The sequence below is a fragment of the Paraburkholderia sp. SECH2 genome, from assembly GCF_030464795.1.
Classification (GTDB): Bacteria; Pseudomonadota; Gammaproteobacteria; order Burkholderiales; family Burkholderiaceae; genus Paraburkholderia; species Paraburkholderia aspalathi.
Genome location: NZ_JALPRH010000004.1, coordinates 158,652 through 173,996 on the forward strand (window position 1 = coordinate 158,652; position 15,345 = coordinate 173,996).

At 62.9% G+C, this 15,345-nt stretch carries 15 protein-coding genes; 8 read left to right on the forward strand and 7 right to left on the reverse strand.

Annotation, left to right across the window (positions count from 1 at the left end):
* Positions 1-16: 16 nt before the first annotated feature.
* From M0D66_RS09990 to M0D66_RS10010, 5 genes are all read right to left on the reverse strand, one after another.
* Complete coding sequence (locus M0D66_RS09990; RefSeq protein ID WP_054042673.1) at positions 17-796, reverse strand: peptidylprolyl isomerase; 780 nt, start codon at positions 794-796, stop codon at positions 17-19.
* Positions 797-807: 11 nt separating this feature from the next.
* A complete protein-coding gene (locus M0D66_RS09995) occupies positions 808-1,122 on the reverse strand; it encodes a BolA family transcriptional regulator (RefSeq protein WP_266210677.1) in 315 nt (104 codons plus the stop codon).
* A 1-nt stretch (position 1,123) separates the two neighbouring features.
* Positions 1,124-1,654, reverse strand: coding sequence for a septation protein A (locus M0D66_RS10000; RefSeq protein ID WP_054042677.1), 531 nt, complete (start codon positions 1,652-1,654; stop codon positions 1,124-1,126).
* 274 nt (positions 1,655-1,928) lie between these two features.
* Complete coding sequence (gene msrB, locus M0D66_RS10005) at positions 1,929-2,351, reverse strand: peptide-methionine (R)-S-oxide reductase MsrB (RefSeq protein ID WP_093633779.1); 423 nt, start codon at positions 2,349-2,351, stop codon at positions 1,929-1,931.
* Between the two features lie 38 nt (positions 2,352-2,389).
* Positions 2,390-3,946: a YdiU family protein gene (locus tag M0D66_RS10010; RefSeq protein WP_200651043.1), complete on the reverse strand. Its 1,557-nt coding sequence runs from the start codon at positions 3,944-3,946 to the stop codon at positions 2,390-2,392.
* A 266-nt stretch (positions 3,947-4,212) separates the two neighbouring features.
* Here M0D66_RS10010 and M0D66_RS10015 point away from each other — a divergent pair, with 266 nt between their 5' ends.
* From M0D66_RS10015 to M0D66_RS10025, 3 genes are all read left to right on the forward strand, one after another.
* Positions 4,213-5,898, forward strand: coding sequence for a 3-(methylthio)propionyl-CoA ligase (locus M0D66_RS10015; protein ID WP_200651042.1), 1,686 nt, complete (start codon positions 4,213-4,215; stop codon positions 5,896-5,898).
* Between the two features lie 142 nt (positions 5,899-6,040).
* Positions 6,041-8,125 (forward strand): 3-hydroxyacyl-CoA dehydrogenase NAD-binding domain-containing protein, encoded by a 2,085-nt coding sequence (locus M0D66_RS10020; protein ID WP_200651041.1) that lies wholly within the window; start codon positions 6,041-6,043, stop codon positions 8,123-8,125.
* Between the two features lie 205 nt (positions 8,126-8,330).
* Positions 8,331-9,509, forward strand: coding sequence for an acetyl-CoA C-acyltransferase (locus M0D66_RS10025; protein WP_256454905.1), 1,179 nt, complete (start codon positions 8,331-8,333; stop codon positions 9,507-9,509).
* A 169-nt stretch (positions 9,510-9,678) separates the two neighbouring features.
* Here M0D66_RS10025 and M0D66_RS10030 read toward each other — a convergent pair whose 3' ends face one another.
* Together M0D66_RS10030 and M0D66_RS10035 are read right to left on the reverse strand one after the other, a co-directional pair.
* Positions 9,679-10,200 (reverse strand): LEA type 2 family protein, encoded by a 522-nt coding sequence (locus M0D66_RS10030; RefSeq protein ID WP_266210768.1) that lies wholly within the window; start codon positions 10,198-10,200, stop codon positions 9,679-9,681.
* A 70-nt stretch (positions 10,201-10,270) separates the two neighbouring features.
* Positions 10,271-10,648: a hypothetical protein gene (locus tag M0D66_RS10035; RefSeq protein ID WP_266210678.1), complete on the reverse strand. Its 378-nt coding sequence runs from the start codon at positions 10,646-10,648 to the stop codon at positions 10,271-10,273.
* A gap of 178 nt (positions 10,649-10,826) precedes the next feature.
* On the opposite strand from M0D66_RS10035, the gene M0D66_RS10040 reads away from it, so the two are divergent.
* The 5 genes from M0D66_RS10040 to M0D66_RS10060 all read left to right on the forward strand — a co-directional run bounded on the left by M0D66_RS10040 (position 10,827) and on the right by M0D66_RS10060 (position 15,333).
* On the forward strand, positions 10,827-12,356 hold the full coding sequence (locus M0D66_RS10040) for a PLP-dependent aminotransferase family protein (RefSeq protein WP_244179282.1): 1,530 nt from the start codon (positions 10,827-10,829) through the stop codon (positions 12,354-12,356).
* 63 nt (positions 12,357-12,419) lie between these two features.
* On the forward strand, positions 12,420-12,722 hold the full coding sequence (locus tag M0D66_RS10045) for a Dabb family protein (protein ID WP_266210679.1): 303 nt from the start codon (positions 12,420-12,422) through the stop codon (positions 12,720-12,722).
* 8 nt (positions 12,723-12,730) lie between these two features.
* Positions 12,731-13,216, forward strand: coding sequence for a PaaI family thioesterase (locus M0D66_RS10050; protein ID WP_054042689.1), 486 nt, complete (start codon positions 12,731-12,733; stop codon positions 13,214-13,216).
* 112 nt (positions 13,217-13,328) lie between these two features.
* On the forward strand, positions 13,329-14,327 hold the full coding sequence (locus M0D66_RS10055) for an NADP-dependent oxidoreductase (RefSeq protein ID WP_200619949.1): 999 nt from the start codon (positions 13,329-13,331) through the stop codon (positions 14,325-14,327).
* A gap of 118 nt (positions 14,328-14,445) precedes the next feature.
* Entirely contained in the window at positions 14,446-15,333 is an 888-nt protein-coding gene (locus M0D66_RS10060) for an SDR family oxidoreductase (protein ID WP_200619950.1), read from the forward strand.
* The last annotated feature ends 12 nt before the right edge of the window (positions 15,334-15,345 follow it).

Here is a 15,345-nt window from a genome sequence, read left to right on the forward strand (position 1 = left end):
GCAGCGCAAAAACCGCTTACTGAATCTTCGCGTTCTTACGCAGACCTTCTTCGAACGCCTGCAGCTTTTCCTGCTGGATCTGCTGCACGATTTGCGGACGCACTTGTTCCAGCGGCGGCGGCGTGATGTTGCGCACGTCGTCGACACGGATGATGTGCCAGCCGAATTGTGTGTGAACCGGCGTGTCGGTCATCTGGCCTTTCTGCAGATGCGTGGCCGCGTCCGCGAATTCAGGTACATAGGCCTTCGGGTCCGACCAGTCCAGGTCGCCGCCGTTCTTGCCCGATCCCGGGTCCTTCGAGAATTGCTTGGCGAGGTCTTCGAAGCTTGCGCCGGCCTTGATCTTGGCGATCAGATCCTTCGCTTGCTGTTCATTGTCGACCAGGATGTGATGCAGGTGATATTCCTTGCCGCCCGCGTCCTTGATCAGCGCGTTGTAACGCGCGGTGACTTCCGCGTCAGTCGGCGTGTTGTTCTTCACGAAGTCTTCGATCAGCGCGCGCAGCACGACGGTTTGTTGCGCGACGGCGATTTGCGCCTTGATGTCCGGACGATTCGGCAGGCCACGGCGCAGCGCTTCCTGCATCAGGATCTCGCGGTTCACCAGCTCTTCGCGCACGGCCATTTGCAGTTGCGGCGTGTTTTGCTGGCCTTGATGAACCAGTTGATCGATCAGCGCGTCAGCGCGTGCTTTCGGAATCGGCGTGCCGTTCACGACGGCGATGTTCTGTGCGAATGCAGGTGCGGCTGCAAATGCAGCCAGCAATACCCAAAGGCGGGTTTTCTTCAAGGTCATCGAAAGGTTTCCTAGCGGGGCAACAAAGCAAATTCTTCGGGCGTATACGCCGTGATTGCAAGGGCGTGAATGCCGCGCTGCATGGCATCGGCCAGCGCATCATACACCATGCGATGCCGCGCCACGCGGGCTTTCCCGGCGAATGCGGCAGCCACGATCGTGACAGAGAAATGACCGCCGGCGGACGCGCCGGCGTGGCCCGCGTGCTGCGCGCTGTCATCCGTGATCTGGATCGAGGCGACCGGCGCGAGCGCCGCGGTAAGACGCGCCTCGATCAGCGCGGCGCGCTCGGCGGTCGTGGCGTGCATGAACACATCGCTCGTCATGTCATTCTTCCTTCATATACTTCGACAGCCACAAACTCTGCCCGACGATGAATACCACCAGACACCCGGTGGCGCCGAACAGCTTGAAATTGACCCACTGGTCGGTCGTGTAGTTGTACGCGACGAACAGGTTCACCAGTCCCAGCAGCACGAAGAAAATCGCCCAGACGATGTTCAGCTTGCCCCAGATCGCGTGCGGCAGCGTGATCTGCTTGCCCATCATCGCTTCGATCAGGTTCTTGTTGAAGGCCAGTTGCGAGACGATCAGCGCGACCGAAAACGCCCAGTACAGCACGGTCGGCTTCCATTTGATAAACGTGTCGTTGTGCAGCACGAGCGTCGCGCCGCCGAACACGGTGACGACGCCGAGGCTCACCCACAGCATCGGATCGACCTTGCGGTGGCGGAATGCCACCCACGCGATCTGCACCAGCGTGGCGACGATCGCCACTGCCGTCGCCGTAAAAATGCCCCAGATCTTGAAGGCGACGAAGAACAGGATGATCGGGAACAGATCGAACAGGAATTTCATTATCTGGTCGGGAATTCGGAGAGTGGGTTGGAGAGTCGGAGAATTGGGGACGCGGCGCGGGGCGTTCGGTGGCAGGGATGCTGCAGAAACTCGTCGCGGCAGCCGGGAACAGCGCATTGCGCTGTTCGTAGCATGATTGCCGTGCCGGGTCGACCGCCGGCTGACCGCTGGGGTGACCGGATTGCAAGCCGGATGAAGGGTGTCGCGGCCGGCGCGTGCCTGACGACAGACGCTGGCCGCACATCATTCAACGGGCGCCGGACGCCGCGCTGCGTTACTTGGGCTCGAATTGTAACGCAGCCGAATTGATGCAGTAACGCAGACCGGTCGGCGCCGGTCCGTCTTCGAACACATGGCCCAGATGCGCGCCGCAGTTCTTGCACTGCACTTCGATGCGCAGCATGCCGTGCGTGCGGTCGGTTTTCTCGGCGATCACTTCGCCGTTGATCGGCTTGAAATAGCTCGGCCAGCCGCAGCCGGCGTCGAACTTGGTGTCCGATTCGAACAGCGGCGTGCCGCAACAGACGCAGTCATAGATGCCGCGGTCCCAGTGATCGTGATAGCGGCCGGTGAAGGGGCGCTCGGTGGCCGCGTGGCGCGTCACCTGGTATTCGATGTCGGAGAGCTGATTGCGCCACTCGGCGTCGTCTTTCTGCACGGCGGGGGCGCCAGTGTTGAGGTCGTCGGGCTTGTTCATGGTCGGGGTTCCTGTCTCAAGATTGTTTTGGGGGCTCGTCACGAAGAGCAACTCACTTCCAGCGAGCTGGCCCAATCCGGCGGCAGCCCCGCATACGCCTCGTTTTCCGGTTGCTCGTCGAACGGGCGGCGCAGGACGGCTGCCAGGCGTTCCACTTCGGAGAAGTCCTTCTCTTTCGCCCGGCGGATCGCCGTTTCTGCCAGATGATTACGAAGTACGAATTTGGGGTTCACACGGTTCATTGCAATGGCGCGCGCGGCGTCGTCGCGTGTTTCTTCGGACAGTCGCGCGCGGTAGTCGTTCACCCACGCGTCGAATGCGGCGCGGTCGAGGAACAGGTCGCGCACTGGCGCGTCGCCGCTCGCATCGTGCTTCGAAATACGCGCCAGATTGCGGAAGGTCAGCGTGAAATCCGCACGGTTGGCGTGCATCACTTCGAATAGACCGTTGATCAGGGTGTCGTCACCATCGCGCTCGCTTTCGAGGCCGAGCTTGGCGCGCATGCGTTTTTCCAGCGCCGGCGCGAACCGCTCCTTGAAGCCGCCGAGCACGCGCTGCGCGTCTTCGATCGCCTTCTCGCCGCGCACGCTTTCTTCATGCTGGACGCCCAGCAGCGGCAGCAGCCCTTGTGCGAGGCAAAACAGGTTCCAGTACGCAATCTGCGGCTGCATCTTGTACGCGTAGCGGCCTTGCGAATCCGAGTGATTGCAGATGTAGCCGGCGTCGAAGCCGTCCATGAAACCGAACGGGCCGTAGTCGATCGTGAGACCGAGGATCGACATGTTGTCGGTATTCATCACGCCGTGGCAGAAGCCCACGGCTTGCCATTCGACCATCAGATCGGCGGTCGAATTCACGGCTTCATTCAGCAGCGCGAGATACGGATCGTCGGTTTCGCGGCAATGCGGATAGAAGCGGTCGATCACGTGATCGGCGAGCGCACGCAGTGCATCGACGCGATCGTTCGAATAGAAATGCTCGAAGTGCCCAAAGCGCACGAAACTTGGCGCGACGCGCGTGACGACCGCCGCGGTCTCGACTTCCTCGCGGCGCACCGGCTGGTCGGAGCCGATCACGCACAGCGCGCGCGTGGTCGGAATGCCGAGGTGATGCATGGCTTCCGAGCACAGATATTCGCGGATCGACGAACGCAGCACCGCGCGGCCGTCGCCCATGCGCGAATAGGGCGTGCGGCCCGCGCCTTTGAGCTGCAGCTCGAAGCGCCGGCCATTGTGTTCGACTTCGCCGAGACCGAGCGCGCGGCCGTCGCCGAGCTGGCCCGCCCACACGCCGAACTGATGCCCTGAATACACCGACGCATACGGCAGCGCTTCGGAAGGCCATTCACGCGTGGCGTTGCCAGAGAACAGTTCGGCGAAGCCCGGATCATTCTGGAGCCCGGGCTCTAAACCGAGCAACGCGGCGGTCTCTGCGGAGAACCCGACCACGTACGGCGCACTCAGCGGCGCAGCCGGCAGCCGCGTCAGAAACACGCTGCCGAGCCGCGCGAATGCGCTTTCGGGCGAGGTGATCAGTGCGTCGGAAAGAGCCGCTAAAGGCCCGGATAACCCTGCAATGCTTGGGGAAAACGACATGTTGAGCGCCTCTGGATTAACCGATATTGTAAGTCCGCGCCCGCGGCGGTGCTGGCCGGCTGTCAGTCCGAGGTTTGGCCGGACACGCGCCTGCGTGCCGGACGTCTCCTGCCGGAGCGCTTCCGCGCCGCTTCAGAGCACGCCGCGCGACCAACCGGAGCGTCCCTTGCGGACCAACCTTAAGCGTCGCGCGCGACGCAGCGGAGTGCGCGCGGCCCCCGAGCTACAACCCAAACGACGCAAACAAGGCGAGGAGACCTCTCTTTATGACGACGCCGCTGCTTGGCCAGATGATGGACGTGCCGCTCACCGTGTCCTCGTTGCTCGCGCACGCCGCGCGGCATTTCGGCGACACCGAGATCGTGTCGCGGCGCATCGAAGGCGACGTACATCGCTACACCTACCGCGACTGCGAAAAGCGCGCGAAGCAGCTGGCGCAGGCGCTGATCGCGCTTGGCGTCGAACCCGGCGAGCGGGTGGCCACACTGGCCTGGAACGGCTACCGGCATCTGGAAGCGTATTACGGCACGACGGGCTTCGGCGCCGTGTGTCACACGATCAATCCGCGGCTCTTCCCCGATCAGATCGCTTACATCATCAACCACGCCGACGACGCCTACGTGCTGTTCGACACCACGTTCGCACCGCTCGTCGATGCGTTGGCACCGCAGTGCCCCAAAGTGCGCGGCTGGATCGCACTGGCCGATGAAGCGCATCTGCCGGCGATGCAAACGCCGGTGCTGAGCTACGAAACCTTGGTGGAAGCACAGGACGGGAATTACGACTGGCCGGCCATCGACGAACGGCAGGCCTCCTATCTTTGCTATACGTCCGGCACCACCGGCAACCCGAAAGGCGCGCTGTACTCGCACCGCTCGACCGTCCTGCACGCATTCGGTGCAGCGCTGCCCGACGCGATGAGCCTGTCCGCGCGCGACTCCGTGCTGCCGGTCGTGCCGATGTTCCACGTGAACGCCTGGGGCATTCCGCATTCCGCGCCGCTGACAGGCGCGAAGCTGGTCTTTCCCGGCAAGGATCTCGACGGCAAATCGCTGTATGAATTGATGGAAAACGAGCGCGTCACATATTCTGCCGGCGTACCGACCGTGTGGCTCGGCCTGCTCAACTATCTGCGCGAAGCCAAGGTGCGTTTTTCTTCGCTGAATCGCACGGTGATTGGCGGCTCGGCCTGTCCGCCAGCCATGCTGCGAGCTTTCGAAGACGAATACGGCATACAGGTGATCCATGCATGGGGTATGACGGAAATGTCGCCGCTCGGCACCTTGTCGAAACTAACGTGGGAACAGAGTCAGCGACCCCTGGCAGAGCAGCGCAAATTGCTCGAAAAGCAGGGTCATGTGCTGTATGGCGTCGATATGAAGATCGTCGGCGAAGACGGGCGCGATCTGCCGTGGGACGGTGTGGCGTTCGGCGATCTGCACGTACGCGGCCCGTGGGTGATCGACCGGTATTTCCGCAAGGACGATTCGCCGCTGGTGGACGGCTGGTTCCCGACTGGCGACGTCGCCACCATCGACCGTGATAGTTTCCTGCACATCACGGATCGCTCGAAAGACGTGATCAAGTCGGGCGGTGAGTGGATCAGTTCGATCGACATCGAGAACGTCGCGATCGCGCACCCGGCGGTGGCCGAAGCCGCGTGCATCGCCTGCTCGCATCCAAAATGGACCGAACGGCCGTTGCTGGTGATTGTCAAGCGTGCGGGTTTCGAGGTGACACGCGAGGAACTGCTCGCGTTCTACGACGGCAAGGTCGCCAAATGGTGGATTCCCGACGACGTCGTCTTTGTCGACGAACTCCCGCATACGGCCACCGGCAAGCTGCAGAAACTCAAACTGCGCGACATTTTCCGCGACCACATCCTGCCGTCCGCGCTCGAAGACGAGAAGGATTGCCCCCTGACTCCGCTTGCCAGGGGAAACCCCGTCTAACGATAAATTGAACGAGCGTGCTTTTTTGTGTATTCTGCCTGCTGACCCCGGGGAAATCGGAGCTAAAGTCGGACAATGAGCCGACTCGATCAACCGGACAGGCGGCGCGCCATGCGCCGCCTCATCGCACGGAGGCAGGCAGATGGCAGTGGACTACACAACTCATGACGGCGTGGCCGTCATCACGCTGAACAATCCCCCCGTAAACGGGCTCGGCCTCTCGACTCGAGCCGGCATCGTGGAAGGGATCGAGCGCGCGCAGAACGATCCGGCCATCAAGGCGATCGTGCTGACGGGCGCCGGCAAGGCCTTCTCGGGCGGCGCCGACATCACCGAATTCAATACGCCGAAGGCGACTCAGGAACCGACCCTCCATACGGTTATCAAGGCCGTCGAGGGCAGCGCCAAGCCGGTCATCGCCGCGATTCATAGCGTCGCCATGGGCGGCGGGCTGGAACTGGCGCTCGGCGCGCACTACCGCATCGCCGCACCCGGCGCGCAGATCGCGCTGCCGGAAGTCAAACTCGGCATCCTGCCGGGCGCGGGCGGCACGCAGCGTCTGCCGCGCGCAATCGGCCTCGAAGCCGCGCTCAACATGATCGTCTCCGGCGCGCCGGTACTGTCGGAAAAGCTCGCCGATTCAGGCCTGTTCGATGAAGTCGTGGAAGGCGATCTGGCCGAAGCCGCGCTCGCGTTTGCCCGCAAGGTCGGGGCGAAAACGGGCCCGCATCCGAAGGTGCGTGACCGCAAGATCGAACATCCGAATGCCGCCGGTTTCATCCAGTTCACGCGCAATACGGTCGGGGCGATGGCGAAGAATTTCCCGGCGCCGCTGAAGTGCATCGATGCGGTGGAAGCGGGCGTTCAGATCGGTTTCGACAAGGGCCTCGCGTTCGAACGCGAATGCTTTATCGCGCTCGTGCAGACGCCGGAAAGCCACGCGCTGCGTCACGCGTTCTTCGGTGAACGCGCTGCGAGCAAGATTCCTGATGTGCCGTCGGACACGCCGGTGCGCGACATCAAGCAGGTGGCCGTGATCGGCGCCGGCACGATGGGTGGTGGCATCGCGATGAACTTCATCAACGCGGGCATTCCGGTCACGCTGCTGGAAACGAAGCAGGAAGCGCTCGATCGCGGACTCGCCACGATCCGCAAGAACTACGAAGCCACGGTCAAGAAGGGCAAGCTTAAGTCTGAAGTGCTGGAACAGCGCATGGCTTTGATCACGCCGACGCTCTCCTATGACGACCTGAAAAACGCCGACCTGATCGTCGAAGCGGTGTTCGAGGAACTCGGCGTCAAGGAACAGGTGTTCAAGCGTCTCGACGAAGTGGCGAAGCCCGGCGCAATCCTGGCCTCGAACACGTCGACGCTGGATGTCGACAAGATCGCCGCTTTCACCAAGCGTCCGCAGGACGTGGTTGGCATGCACTTCTTCAGTCCCGCCAACGTGATGAAGCTGCTCGAAGTGGTGCGCGGCAAGGACACGGCGAAAGACGTGCTCGCCACCGTCATGAAGCTCGCCAAGAAGATCAAGAAGACCGCGGTGGTCTCGGGCGTGTGCGATGGTTTCATCGGCAACCGGATGATCGAACAGTACGTCCGTCAGGCGCTCTTCATGCTCGAAGAAGGCGCATTGCCCGCGCAAGTGGACAAGGCGATCGAGAAGTTCGGCTTCGCGATGGGCCCGTTCCGCATGAGCGACCTGGCCGGCAACGACATCGGCTGGGCGATCCGCAAGCGCCGCTATCAGGAACATCCTGACATGCACTACTCGAAAATCGCCGATCGTCTGTGCGAGACGGGGCGCTTCGGGCAGAAGACCGGTGGCGGCTGGTACGACTACAAGGCGGGTGACCGCACGGCGTATCCGTCGAAAGTGGTCGACGAGATGATCACGTCGTTCTCGAAGGAAGCCAACGCGGAGCGCCGCAAGATCAGCGACGAGGAAATCGTCGAGCGTCTTGTTTTCGCGCTCGTTAATGAAGGCGCGAAGATTCTCGAGGAAGGGATTGCGTCGAAGGCGTCGGATATCGACATGGTCTATCTGACTGGCTACGGCTTCCCGCTCTATCGCGGCGGTCCGATGCTGTACGCGGATACGGTCGGCCTCTACAACGTCGAGCGCGCGATTCGCCGCTATGCGTCGCGCCCGAATGGCGATGCGTGGCAACTGGCGCCGAGCATCGCGGAGCTCGCGGCAAAGGGCCGGGGGTTCAACGGCTGAAGCGCCGCCGCTCAGGCGTAATGAGTGAAATGAATGAAGTGGGGCGACTGAGCGATCCGCCAGCGCGCCCACCATCACCATCTGGAAGGACCAGCCAACTGGCATGGGACCCTAGTAAGCGCTGAAGCGCCAACTCGGGCGACCGCTTTGCATGGGACCCGAGTAAGCACTAAAGCGCTAACTCGGGTCGACATAGGAGAGATGTATGACTGATGCCGTAATCGTATCGACCGCCCGTACGGGCCTCGCCAAATCATGGCGCGGCGGTTTCAACATGACGCACGGCGCGACGCTTGGCGGGCATGTGACGCAGGCCGCTGTCGAACGCGCGAAGCTGGACCCGGCGCGCATTGAAGACGTGATCATGGGTTGCGCGAATCCGGAAGGCGCGACGGGCATGAACATCGCGCGCCAGATCGCACTGCGCGCCGGTTTGCCGGTTAGCGTGCCGGGCATGACGGTGAACCGTTTCTGTTCGTCCGGTTTGCAAACCATCGCACTGGCCGCGCAACGCGTGATTGCCGGTGAGGGCGATGTGTTCGTCGCGGGGGGCGTGGAATCGATCTCGTGCGTGCAGAACGAGATGAACCGCCACATGGTGACCGAAGGCTGGCTCAGCCAGAACAAGCCGGAAATCTACTGGTCGATGCTGCAGACCGCCGAGAACGTCGCGAAGCGTTACTCGATCTCGAAGGAACGTCAGGACGAATACGGCGTGCGCTCGCAACAGCGCGCCGCGGCCGCACTCGAAGCCGGCAAGTTCAAGGACGAGATCGTGCCGCTGACGGTGCTGGCCGGCGTCGCCGACAAAGCGAGCGGCCGTCTTTTCACGAAGGAAGTCACGGTCAGCGCCGACGAAGGCATTCGTGCCGACACGACGCTCGAAGGCGTCTCGAAGATTCGTACCGCGATGCCGGGCGGCGTGATTACCGCGGGCAACGCGAGCCAGTTCTCGGACGGCGCGTCGGCTTGCGTCGTGATGAACGCGAAAGTCGCGGAGCGCGAAGGTCTGCAACCGCTGGGCATTTTCCGCGGCTTCGCGGTGGCCGGTTGCGAGCCGGACGAGATGGGCATCGGCCCGGTGTTCGCGGTGCCGAAGCTGCTCAAGCAGGCGAGCCTGAAAGTCGAAGACATCGACCTGTGGGAGCTGAACGAAGCGTTCGCGGTGCAGGTGCTGTATTGCGCCGACAAGCTCGGCATTCCGCAAGACCGTCTGAACGTGAACGGCGGCGCAATCGCTGTGGGCCATCCGTATGGCGTGTCAGGCGCGCGTTTGACCGGCCATGCGCTGATCGAAGGCAAGCGACGCGGGGCGAAGCTGGTCGTCGTGACGATGTGTATCGGTGGCGGCCAGGGTGCGGCGGGCCTGTTCGAAGTGGTGTGATCAGGCGCGAGAGCGGGCTTGATTAAAAGCGGGTGTCGTGTGGTTCGGTGCGATGGGATGTACAGGCATTGAATCTACGGCGCCCGTTTTTTATACGCGTGGGTCGGGCTTGTTTTGGTATTGGGCATGCATCACTAGCGCGACGACTGGCGGCGCGAACCGGGCCAAATCAGGGCAACGCCATACCGAGCGCCGGCAGGCTCAACGTACCCTGATCGACGAAACGTGTCGTACTTGTCAGCCCGCCCGCAAGCTTGCCACGCAGGATGTACGGAATCTGTCCCGACTGCGCGGCGCCAGCGAAGGCGAATGCCTGACGAACCGCGGCGAAGGCGGGCACCGTCAGCGGTACGTTGACGACCGTTTCGCCGAAGCGCGGCACTGTGCCGCTCTGATCGCTGACGCCGCTGGCGAACGGCTTGCCGTTCAGTTCGAGCGCAAGCGACACGCCGTCGAAGTTGACAGCGGATTCATTGGGGTTCTGTACGCGTAGTTTGACGTTGAAGCGCATTTCCAGACCCTGACCATCGACCGGTTCGATGCCGGCCATGCTCACGCGCAAAGGGTCGCCGCCGAACAGACCGGCGCAGCCGTTGAGCGCCAGCGTGATGACGGAGAGGATCGCGGCCAGACGGGCGTAACGGGCATAACGGGCGTCGGGGCGGGACAGCAGTACGCGGAAGAAGGGCATGACCGGCACCTCGAAGGAAGCGGCTTGGGTCATGCATTGTAGCGGGCCGTTGTGCGCCGGTAGCGACGCTTCAGGTGGCGCGCTGCAGCCGCGTTTTCACGAGGCTCGTCAGCTTGCGCACGGCTTGGCTGATGGAGCGGTGCCATTCGTGTTCAGCGCGCCATGGCTCGACGACGAACACGGCGGATTTTGCATGCGCTGTGCTGATCGACACGATGCCGCGCTGTGGCGTGACATAGCGTTCGCCTTCGTGCAGCGTGACCGACGTGACCGGCACGGCGTCTCCGAGCAACGCGAGAGAATGATCGCGAAAGGCGAGTTGCAGATCACCTTCGACGGCCACGATCGAGGTTCGTGCGCGCAGGTCGTGCACGGCCATCTGACCGCCGGCAACGCGCGAGGTGGTGGCATCGTGAGGTAAACCGGTGCGAGGCTGAGTGAGGGGCATGACCGATTCCTTTAAACCGTTTTCATGCCACACAGCTTATTGAGTCCGTCCAGGTGAAAACAGGCGCAATAATGGACAATGTGAACCGGTACAAGGCGAGGTTTAAACGTGCTGTATCGGTTGGAATCTCGCGGATGTGTATCTGTCGCCACGCCCTAACTATCCGCACCATCGGCTCATGAGCACTTCTACCTCGATACCCGACGCACAAGCGGCAACGTGCACGGAAGCGTCGCCCGCCGACGGCCGCCCCCCGGATGGCCGCCCCCTCTACCGCCAACTGGCCGACCAATACCGCCGCGCCATAGATAACGGTGTGCTGCGTCCCGGCGACCGCATGCCGTCGATGCGCGCCTTCATGCAGCGGCACGGCGTGAGCCTCGCAACCGCGACCGAGAGCTATCGAACCCTGGAACGCGCGGCGCTGATCGACGCCCGGCCGCGTGCCGGTTATTTCGTGCGCGCCCGTCAAACGGCGGCGCTGCCCGCGGCAACCGAGCCCGATCTTGCCGTCGCGCCCGGCGCCGCGCAGTTCGTCGGTATCCATTCGGCGATTTCGGCGATCGTGTCGAAATTCCAGCGCTATCCCGACGCGCTGAATCTCGGCGGTGCCACCGCATCGCCCGATCTTTATCCCACCGACGCTTTGCAGAAAGCCGCACTGCGCGCTTTGCGCCGACGGCCGACCTTGCTGACCGCGGCCGGACCCGATCAGGGCGATCCTGAACTGCGCGCCATCATCGCGCGCCGTGCGCTCGACGCCGGCATCCAGATCGGCATGGACGACGTGATCATGACCCACGGCGGCATCGAGGCAGTGAACCTGGCTTTGCGCGCGGTCACGCAGCCGGGCGACACGGTTGCGGTCGAATCGCCGTGCTTCTTTGGCTTGCTGCAGGTGCTCGAAAGCCTCGGCCTGCGTGCGCTCGAAATTCCGGCCAGTCCAACCACCGGCATTGCCATCGAAGCACTGGCGTTCGCACTGCAAACGCATCCCGACATCAAGGCGGTCGTGGTCGTGCCGAATCTGCAGAACCCACTCGGCAGCGTGATGCCCGACACGCACAAAGCACAGCTCGTCGAACTCTGCGCGCGAGCAGGCATTCCGCTGATCGAAGACGATCCCTACCGCGAACTCTCCGACGCCGCGCAGCCGCCCAGATCGCTGAAGGCTTGGGACACCGACGGCACGGTGATCCATTGCACGTCGTTCAACAAGACGCTCGCACCTGGCATGCGGGTCGGCTGGATCAACGGCGGACGCTGGCATCCGCGCATCGGCATGCTCAAGTTCGCGCAGTCGCGCCATAACGAGCAGTTGTCGCAAGTCGTGCTCGCCGAATTTCTGGAAACGAATGCGTATGAACGGCATCTGCGGCGTTTGCGCGACCGTCTGCGGATTCAGCGCGAACGGATGGCCGCAGCAATCGCCGCTTCGTTTCCCGAGGGCACGCGCTTTACGCCGCCGGGCGGGGGCATGTTTTTCTGGATCGAGCTGCCGCGTGACGTGTCATCGGCTGCTTTTTTCGATGCGGCTCTGGACGAAGGCATTCGCGTGATGCCGGGCACGGTGTTTTCGAACGCCGGGCGCTTCGATCATTTCATTCGCCTGAGTTGCCCGAGTACGGATCTCGATGAGGCCGATGACGCGGTGCGCAGGTTAGGGCGTCTGGCGGCACGGAGGGTGGCGCATGCGCGAACGCCGTAGCGGTTATGATTTCCTGCTGTGCCGAGTCCCGGCCCCACGAATTGAATCGAAGAAGGTGATTCTGTGATCCGTCATATTGTGATGTGGAAACTCAAAGAACACGCCGAAGGTGCCTCGCGTGCCGAAAACGTCCTGAAGCTGAAGGAAAAACTCGAAGGCTGCCGCGACATTGTTCCGGGCATGCTCAAGCTCGAAGTGGGCATCGCGGCACCGAGCCTCGAATCGACCTACGACATCGTGATGGTGTCGGACTTCGCCGACAAGGCCGCGCTCGACGCTTATCAGGTCCATCCGAAGCACCAGGCGCTGAAGGGCTTCACCGGTGCGGTGCGTGAATCGCGTGAATGTGTCGACTACGAAATCTGAAATCCGCAATGACCGACTCATCCTCATCCAAAGCGAGCAGCGCGACGCTGCCCGAAAGCCCGTTCGTCGACCGGCTCGGCGCGCAGTTGTTGTCGGCGGCGGACGGCGCCAGCGAAGTCGTGTTGCCGCTGCAACCCGATCACATGAACACGTGGGACGTCGCGCATGGCGGCGTGACCATGACGCTCGCCGACGTCGCGCTCGCGATGGCCGCGCGCAGTCTGGCCGGTGACGGCGTCGGCGTGGTCACCGTCGAGATGAAAGTCAACTTCATGCAGCCGGGCCGCGGCGAATTGCGCGCCACCGGCCGCGTGCTGCACCGCTCGACCACCATGGCCTATTGCGAAGGCGAGATCCGCGACAGCGAAGGCCACTTCGTCGCCAAAGCACTCGGCACTTTCAAATACATGCGGCGCCTCGCCGTGGGCCGCGACGTGACGCAACAGCGTCTGCGCAGCGACCCTTCGGCGAAACCCGGTCCAAGCGACGGTTAATCACCGGACGAATAGCGTGCGTGTCGAGCGCCGCGCGCTGACTCCTCTTTTGCAGACGCTGTTGGTTCGAACTATTCGCCGATCACATCGGTAACTCATGGAGACGATCGTCATGCCCCAGATCAACCGTCAACTCGTGCTGGCTTCGCGTCCGCAAGGCGCTGTTACGCCCGATAACTTCAAGCTCGTCGAAACGCCGCTGGCGCCGCTTGCCGAAGGCGAATTCCGCGTGCGCAATCACTTCCTGTCGCTCGACCCGTATATGCGCGGTCGGATGAACGACAGCAAGTCGTACGCAGCGCCGCAGCCGCTGAACGAAGTGATGATCGGCGGCACGGTGGGCGAAGTGGTGGAGTCGAAGAATCCGAAGTTCGCGGTCGGCGATAAGGTCGTCGCGATGTTCGGCTGGCAGGAGTACGGCACCTCGAACGGTGCGGGCGTGCAGAAGGTCGACGATACGCATGTGCCGTTGTCGGCCTATCTCGGCCCGGTCGGCATGCCCGGCGTCACTGCCTGGTACGGCCTGAACAAGATTATCGTGCCGAAGGCGGGTGACACGGTGGTGGTCAGCGCGGCGAGTGGCGCCGTGGGCAGCGTAGTCGGGCAACTGGCGAAGCTGGCCGGTGCGCGTGCGGTCGGTATCGCGGGCGGCGCGGATAAGTGCCGCTATGTGGTCGAGACACTCGGCTTCGACGCCTGCGTCGACTACAAGGCCGGCAACCTGTATCAGGAGCTCAAAGCCGTGACGCCGGACGGCGTAGATGGCTACTTCGAGAACGTTGGCGGCGAAGTGCTCGACGTGACGCTTGCGCGCATGAATGCGTTCGGCCGCATCGCGTTGTGTGGGTTTATCGCGGGCTACGATGGCCAGCCGATGCCGCTCAAGCATCCGTCGCTGATGCTCACGCAGCGGCTGCTGGTACAGGGCTTCATCGTCAGCGAGCATATGGATGTGTGGCCGGAAGCGCTCAAGCAGCTCGGCACGCTGGTCGCGCAGAAGAAGCTGCAATATCGCGAGACCATCGCGCAAGGGCTCGATGCGGCGCCCGAGGCGTTTATCGGCCTCCTGAAGGGCAAGAACTTCGGCAAGCAGCTCGTCAAGCTGATCTAAGCTCGGCGGTCGTCGAGCCGCGCATGCGGGAGATGTCGATGAAACTCAGCCGATAAACATATCGGCTGAGACGGTTCCCAGCCGATAGTCCCCGACCGCTAAATCCAGGAGAGGAAGGATGTTCGAATTTGAAGGCAAGGTGGCGGTGATCACCGGTGCGGCAAGCGGTTTCGGCCGGGCGTTCGCGGAGAAGGGCGCGTCGCTCGGCATGAAGCTCGTGCTCGCCGACGTGAATCCCGAGGCGCTCGCGCAAACCGTCGACGCATTGCGCGCCGGCGGTGCGGAGGCGATTGGCGTGCCGACCGACGTGTCCGACGCCGCCCAGGTCGAAGCGCTCGCGCAAGCGGCGCTCGATGCCTTCGGTAAAGTCCATCTGCTGTTTAACAATGCGGGCGTGGGCTCGGGCGGCTTCCTCTGGGAAAGCACGGCGAACGACTGGGCGTGGGTGTTCAACGTCAACGTGATGGGTGTCGCGCACGGCGTGCGCGCCTTCACGCCGATCATGTTGCGGCAGAACGAACCCGCGCATATCGTCAACACGGCGTCGGTGGCGGGCTTGTTGTCGCCGCCCGCGATGGGTATCTACAACGCCTCGAAGCATGCCGTCGTGTCGTTGACGGAGACGCTTTATCACGACCTGCAGTTGGCGCAAGCCGGGAGTACGGAGGGCGGCACAGTCGGCTGTTCATTGTTGTGCCCGGCCTTCGTGCCGACCGGCATCGCCGATGCGGAACGCGCGCGGCCGGCGGATTTGCGCAACGATAGCAGGCCGACCCGCTCGCAGATCGCCGCCGGCAAGCAACTGCAGCGCGCGGTGCAATCGGGCAAGCTGACCGCGGCCGACGTCGCTGAGATCACGTTCGAAGCGATCGCTGCGCGGCGTTTCTACATCGTCACGCATCCGGGCATCATGGCGACGGTGAAGCTGCGTCATGAGGACATCGAGCAGTTGCGTAACCCGACTGATCCGATGTCGCTGAAGCCCGAAGTGAAGAACGCAGGCTAGGTGCTGTTTCCT

Coding starts and splice junctions, on each gene's coding strand:
- M0D66_RS10020 (WP_200651041.1), top strand. CDS start 6,041: ATGGCAGTGGACTACACAACTCATGACGGCGTGGCCGTCATCACGCTG.
- M0D66_RS10035 (WP_266210678.1), bottom strand. CDS start 10,648: ATGCCCCTCACTCAGCCTCGCACCGGTTTACCTCACGATGCCACCACC.
- msrB (WP_093633779.1), bottom strand. CDS start 2,351: ATGAACAAGCCCGACGACCTCAACACTGGCGCCCCCGCCGTGCAGAAA.
- M0D66_RS10010 (WP_200651043.1), bottom strand. CDS start 3,946: ATGTCGTTTTCCCCAAGCATTGCAGGGTTATCCGGGCCTTTAGCGGCT.
- M0D66_RS10000 (WP_054042677.1), bottom strand. CDS start 1,654: ATGAAATTCCTGTTCGATCTGTTCCCGATCATCCTGTTCTTCGTCGCC.
- M0D66_RS10050 (WP_054042689.1), top strand. CDS start 12,731: ATGACCGACTCATCCTCATCCAAAGCGAGCAGCGCGACGCTGCCCGAA.
- M0D66_RS09995 (WP_266210677.1), bottom strand. CDS start 1,122: ATGACGAGCGATGTGTTCATGCACGCCACGACCGCCGAGCGCGCCGCG.
- M0D66_RS09990 (WP_054042673.1), bottom strand. CDS start 796: ATGACCTTGAAGAAAACCCGCCTTTGGGTATTGCTGGCTGCATTTGCA.
- M0D66_RS10030 (WP_266210768.1), bottom strand. CDS start 10,200: ATGCCCTTCTTCCGCGTACTGCTGTCCCGCCCCGACGCCCGTTATGCC.
- M0D66_RS10040 (WP_244179282.1), top strand. CDS start 10,827: ATGAGCACTTCTACCTCGATACCCGACGCACAAGCGGCAACGTGCACG.
- M0D66_RS10055 (WP_200619949.1), top strand. CDS start 13,329: ATGCCCCAGATCAACCGTCAACTCGTGCTGGCTTCGCGTCCGCAAGGC.
- M0D66_RS10025 (WP_256454905.1), top strand. CDS start 8,331: ATGACTGATGCCGTAATCGTATCGACCGCCCGTACGGGCCTCGCCAAA.
- M0D66_RS10015 (WP_200651042.1), top strand. CDS start 4,213: ATGACGACGCCGCTGCTTGGCCAGATGATGGACGTGCCGCTCACCGTG.
- M0D66_RS10060 (WP_200619950.1), top strand. CDS start 14,446: ATGTTCGAATTTGAAGGCAAGGTGGCGGTGATCACCGGTGCGGCAAGC.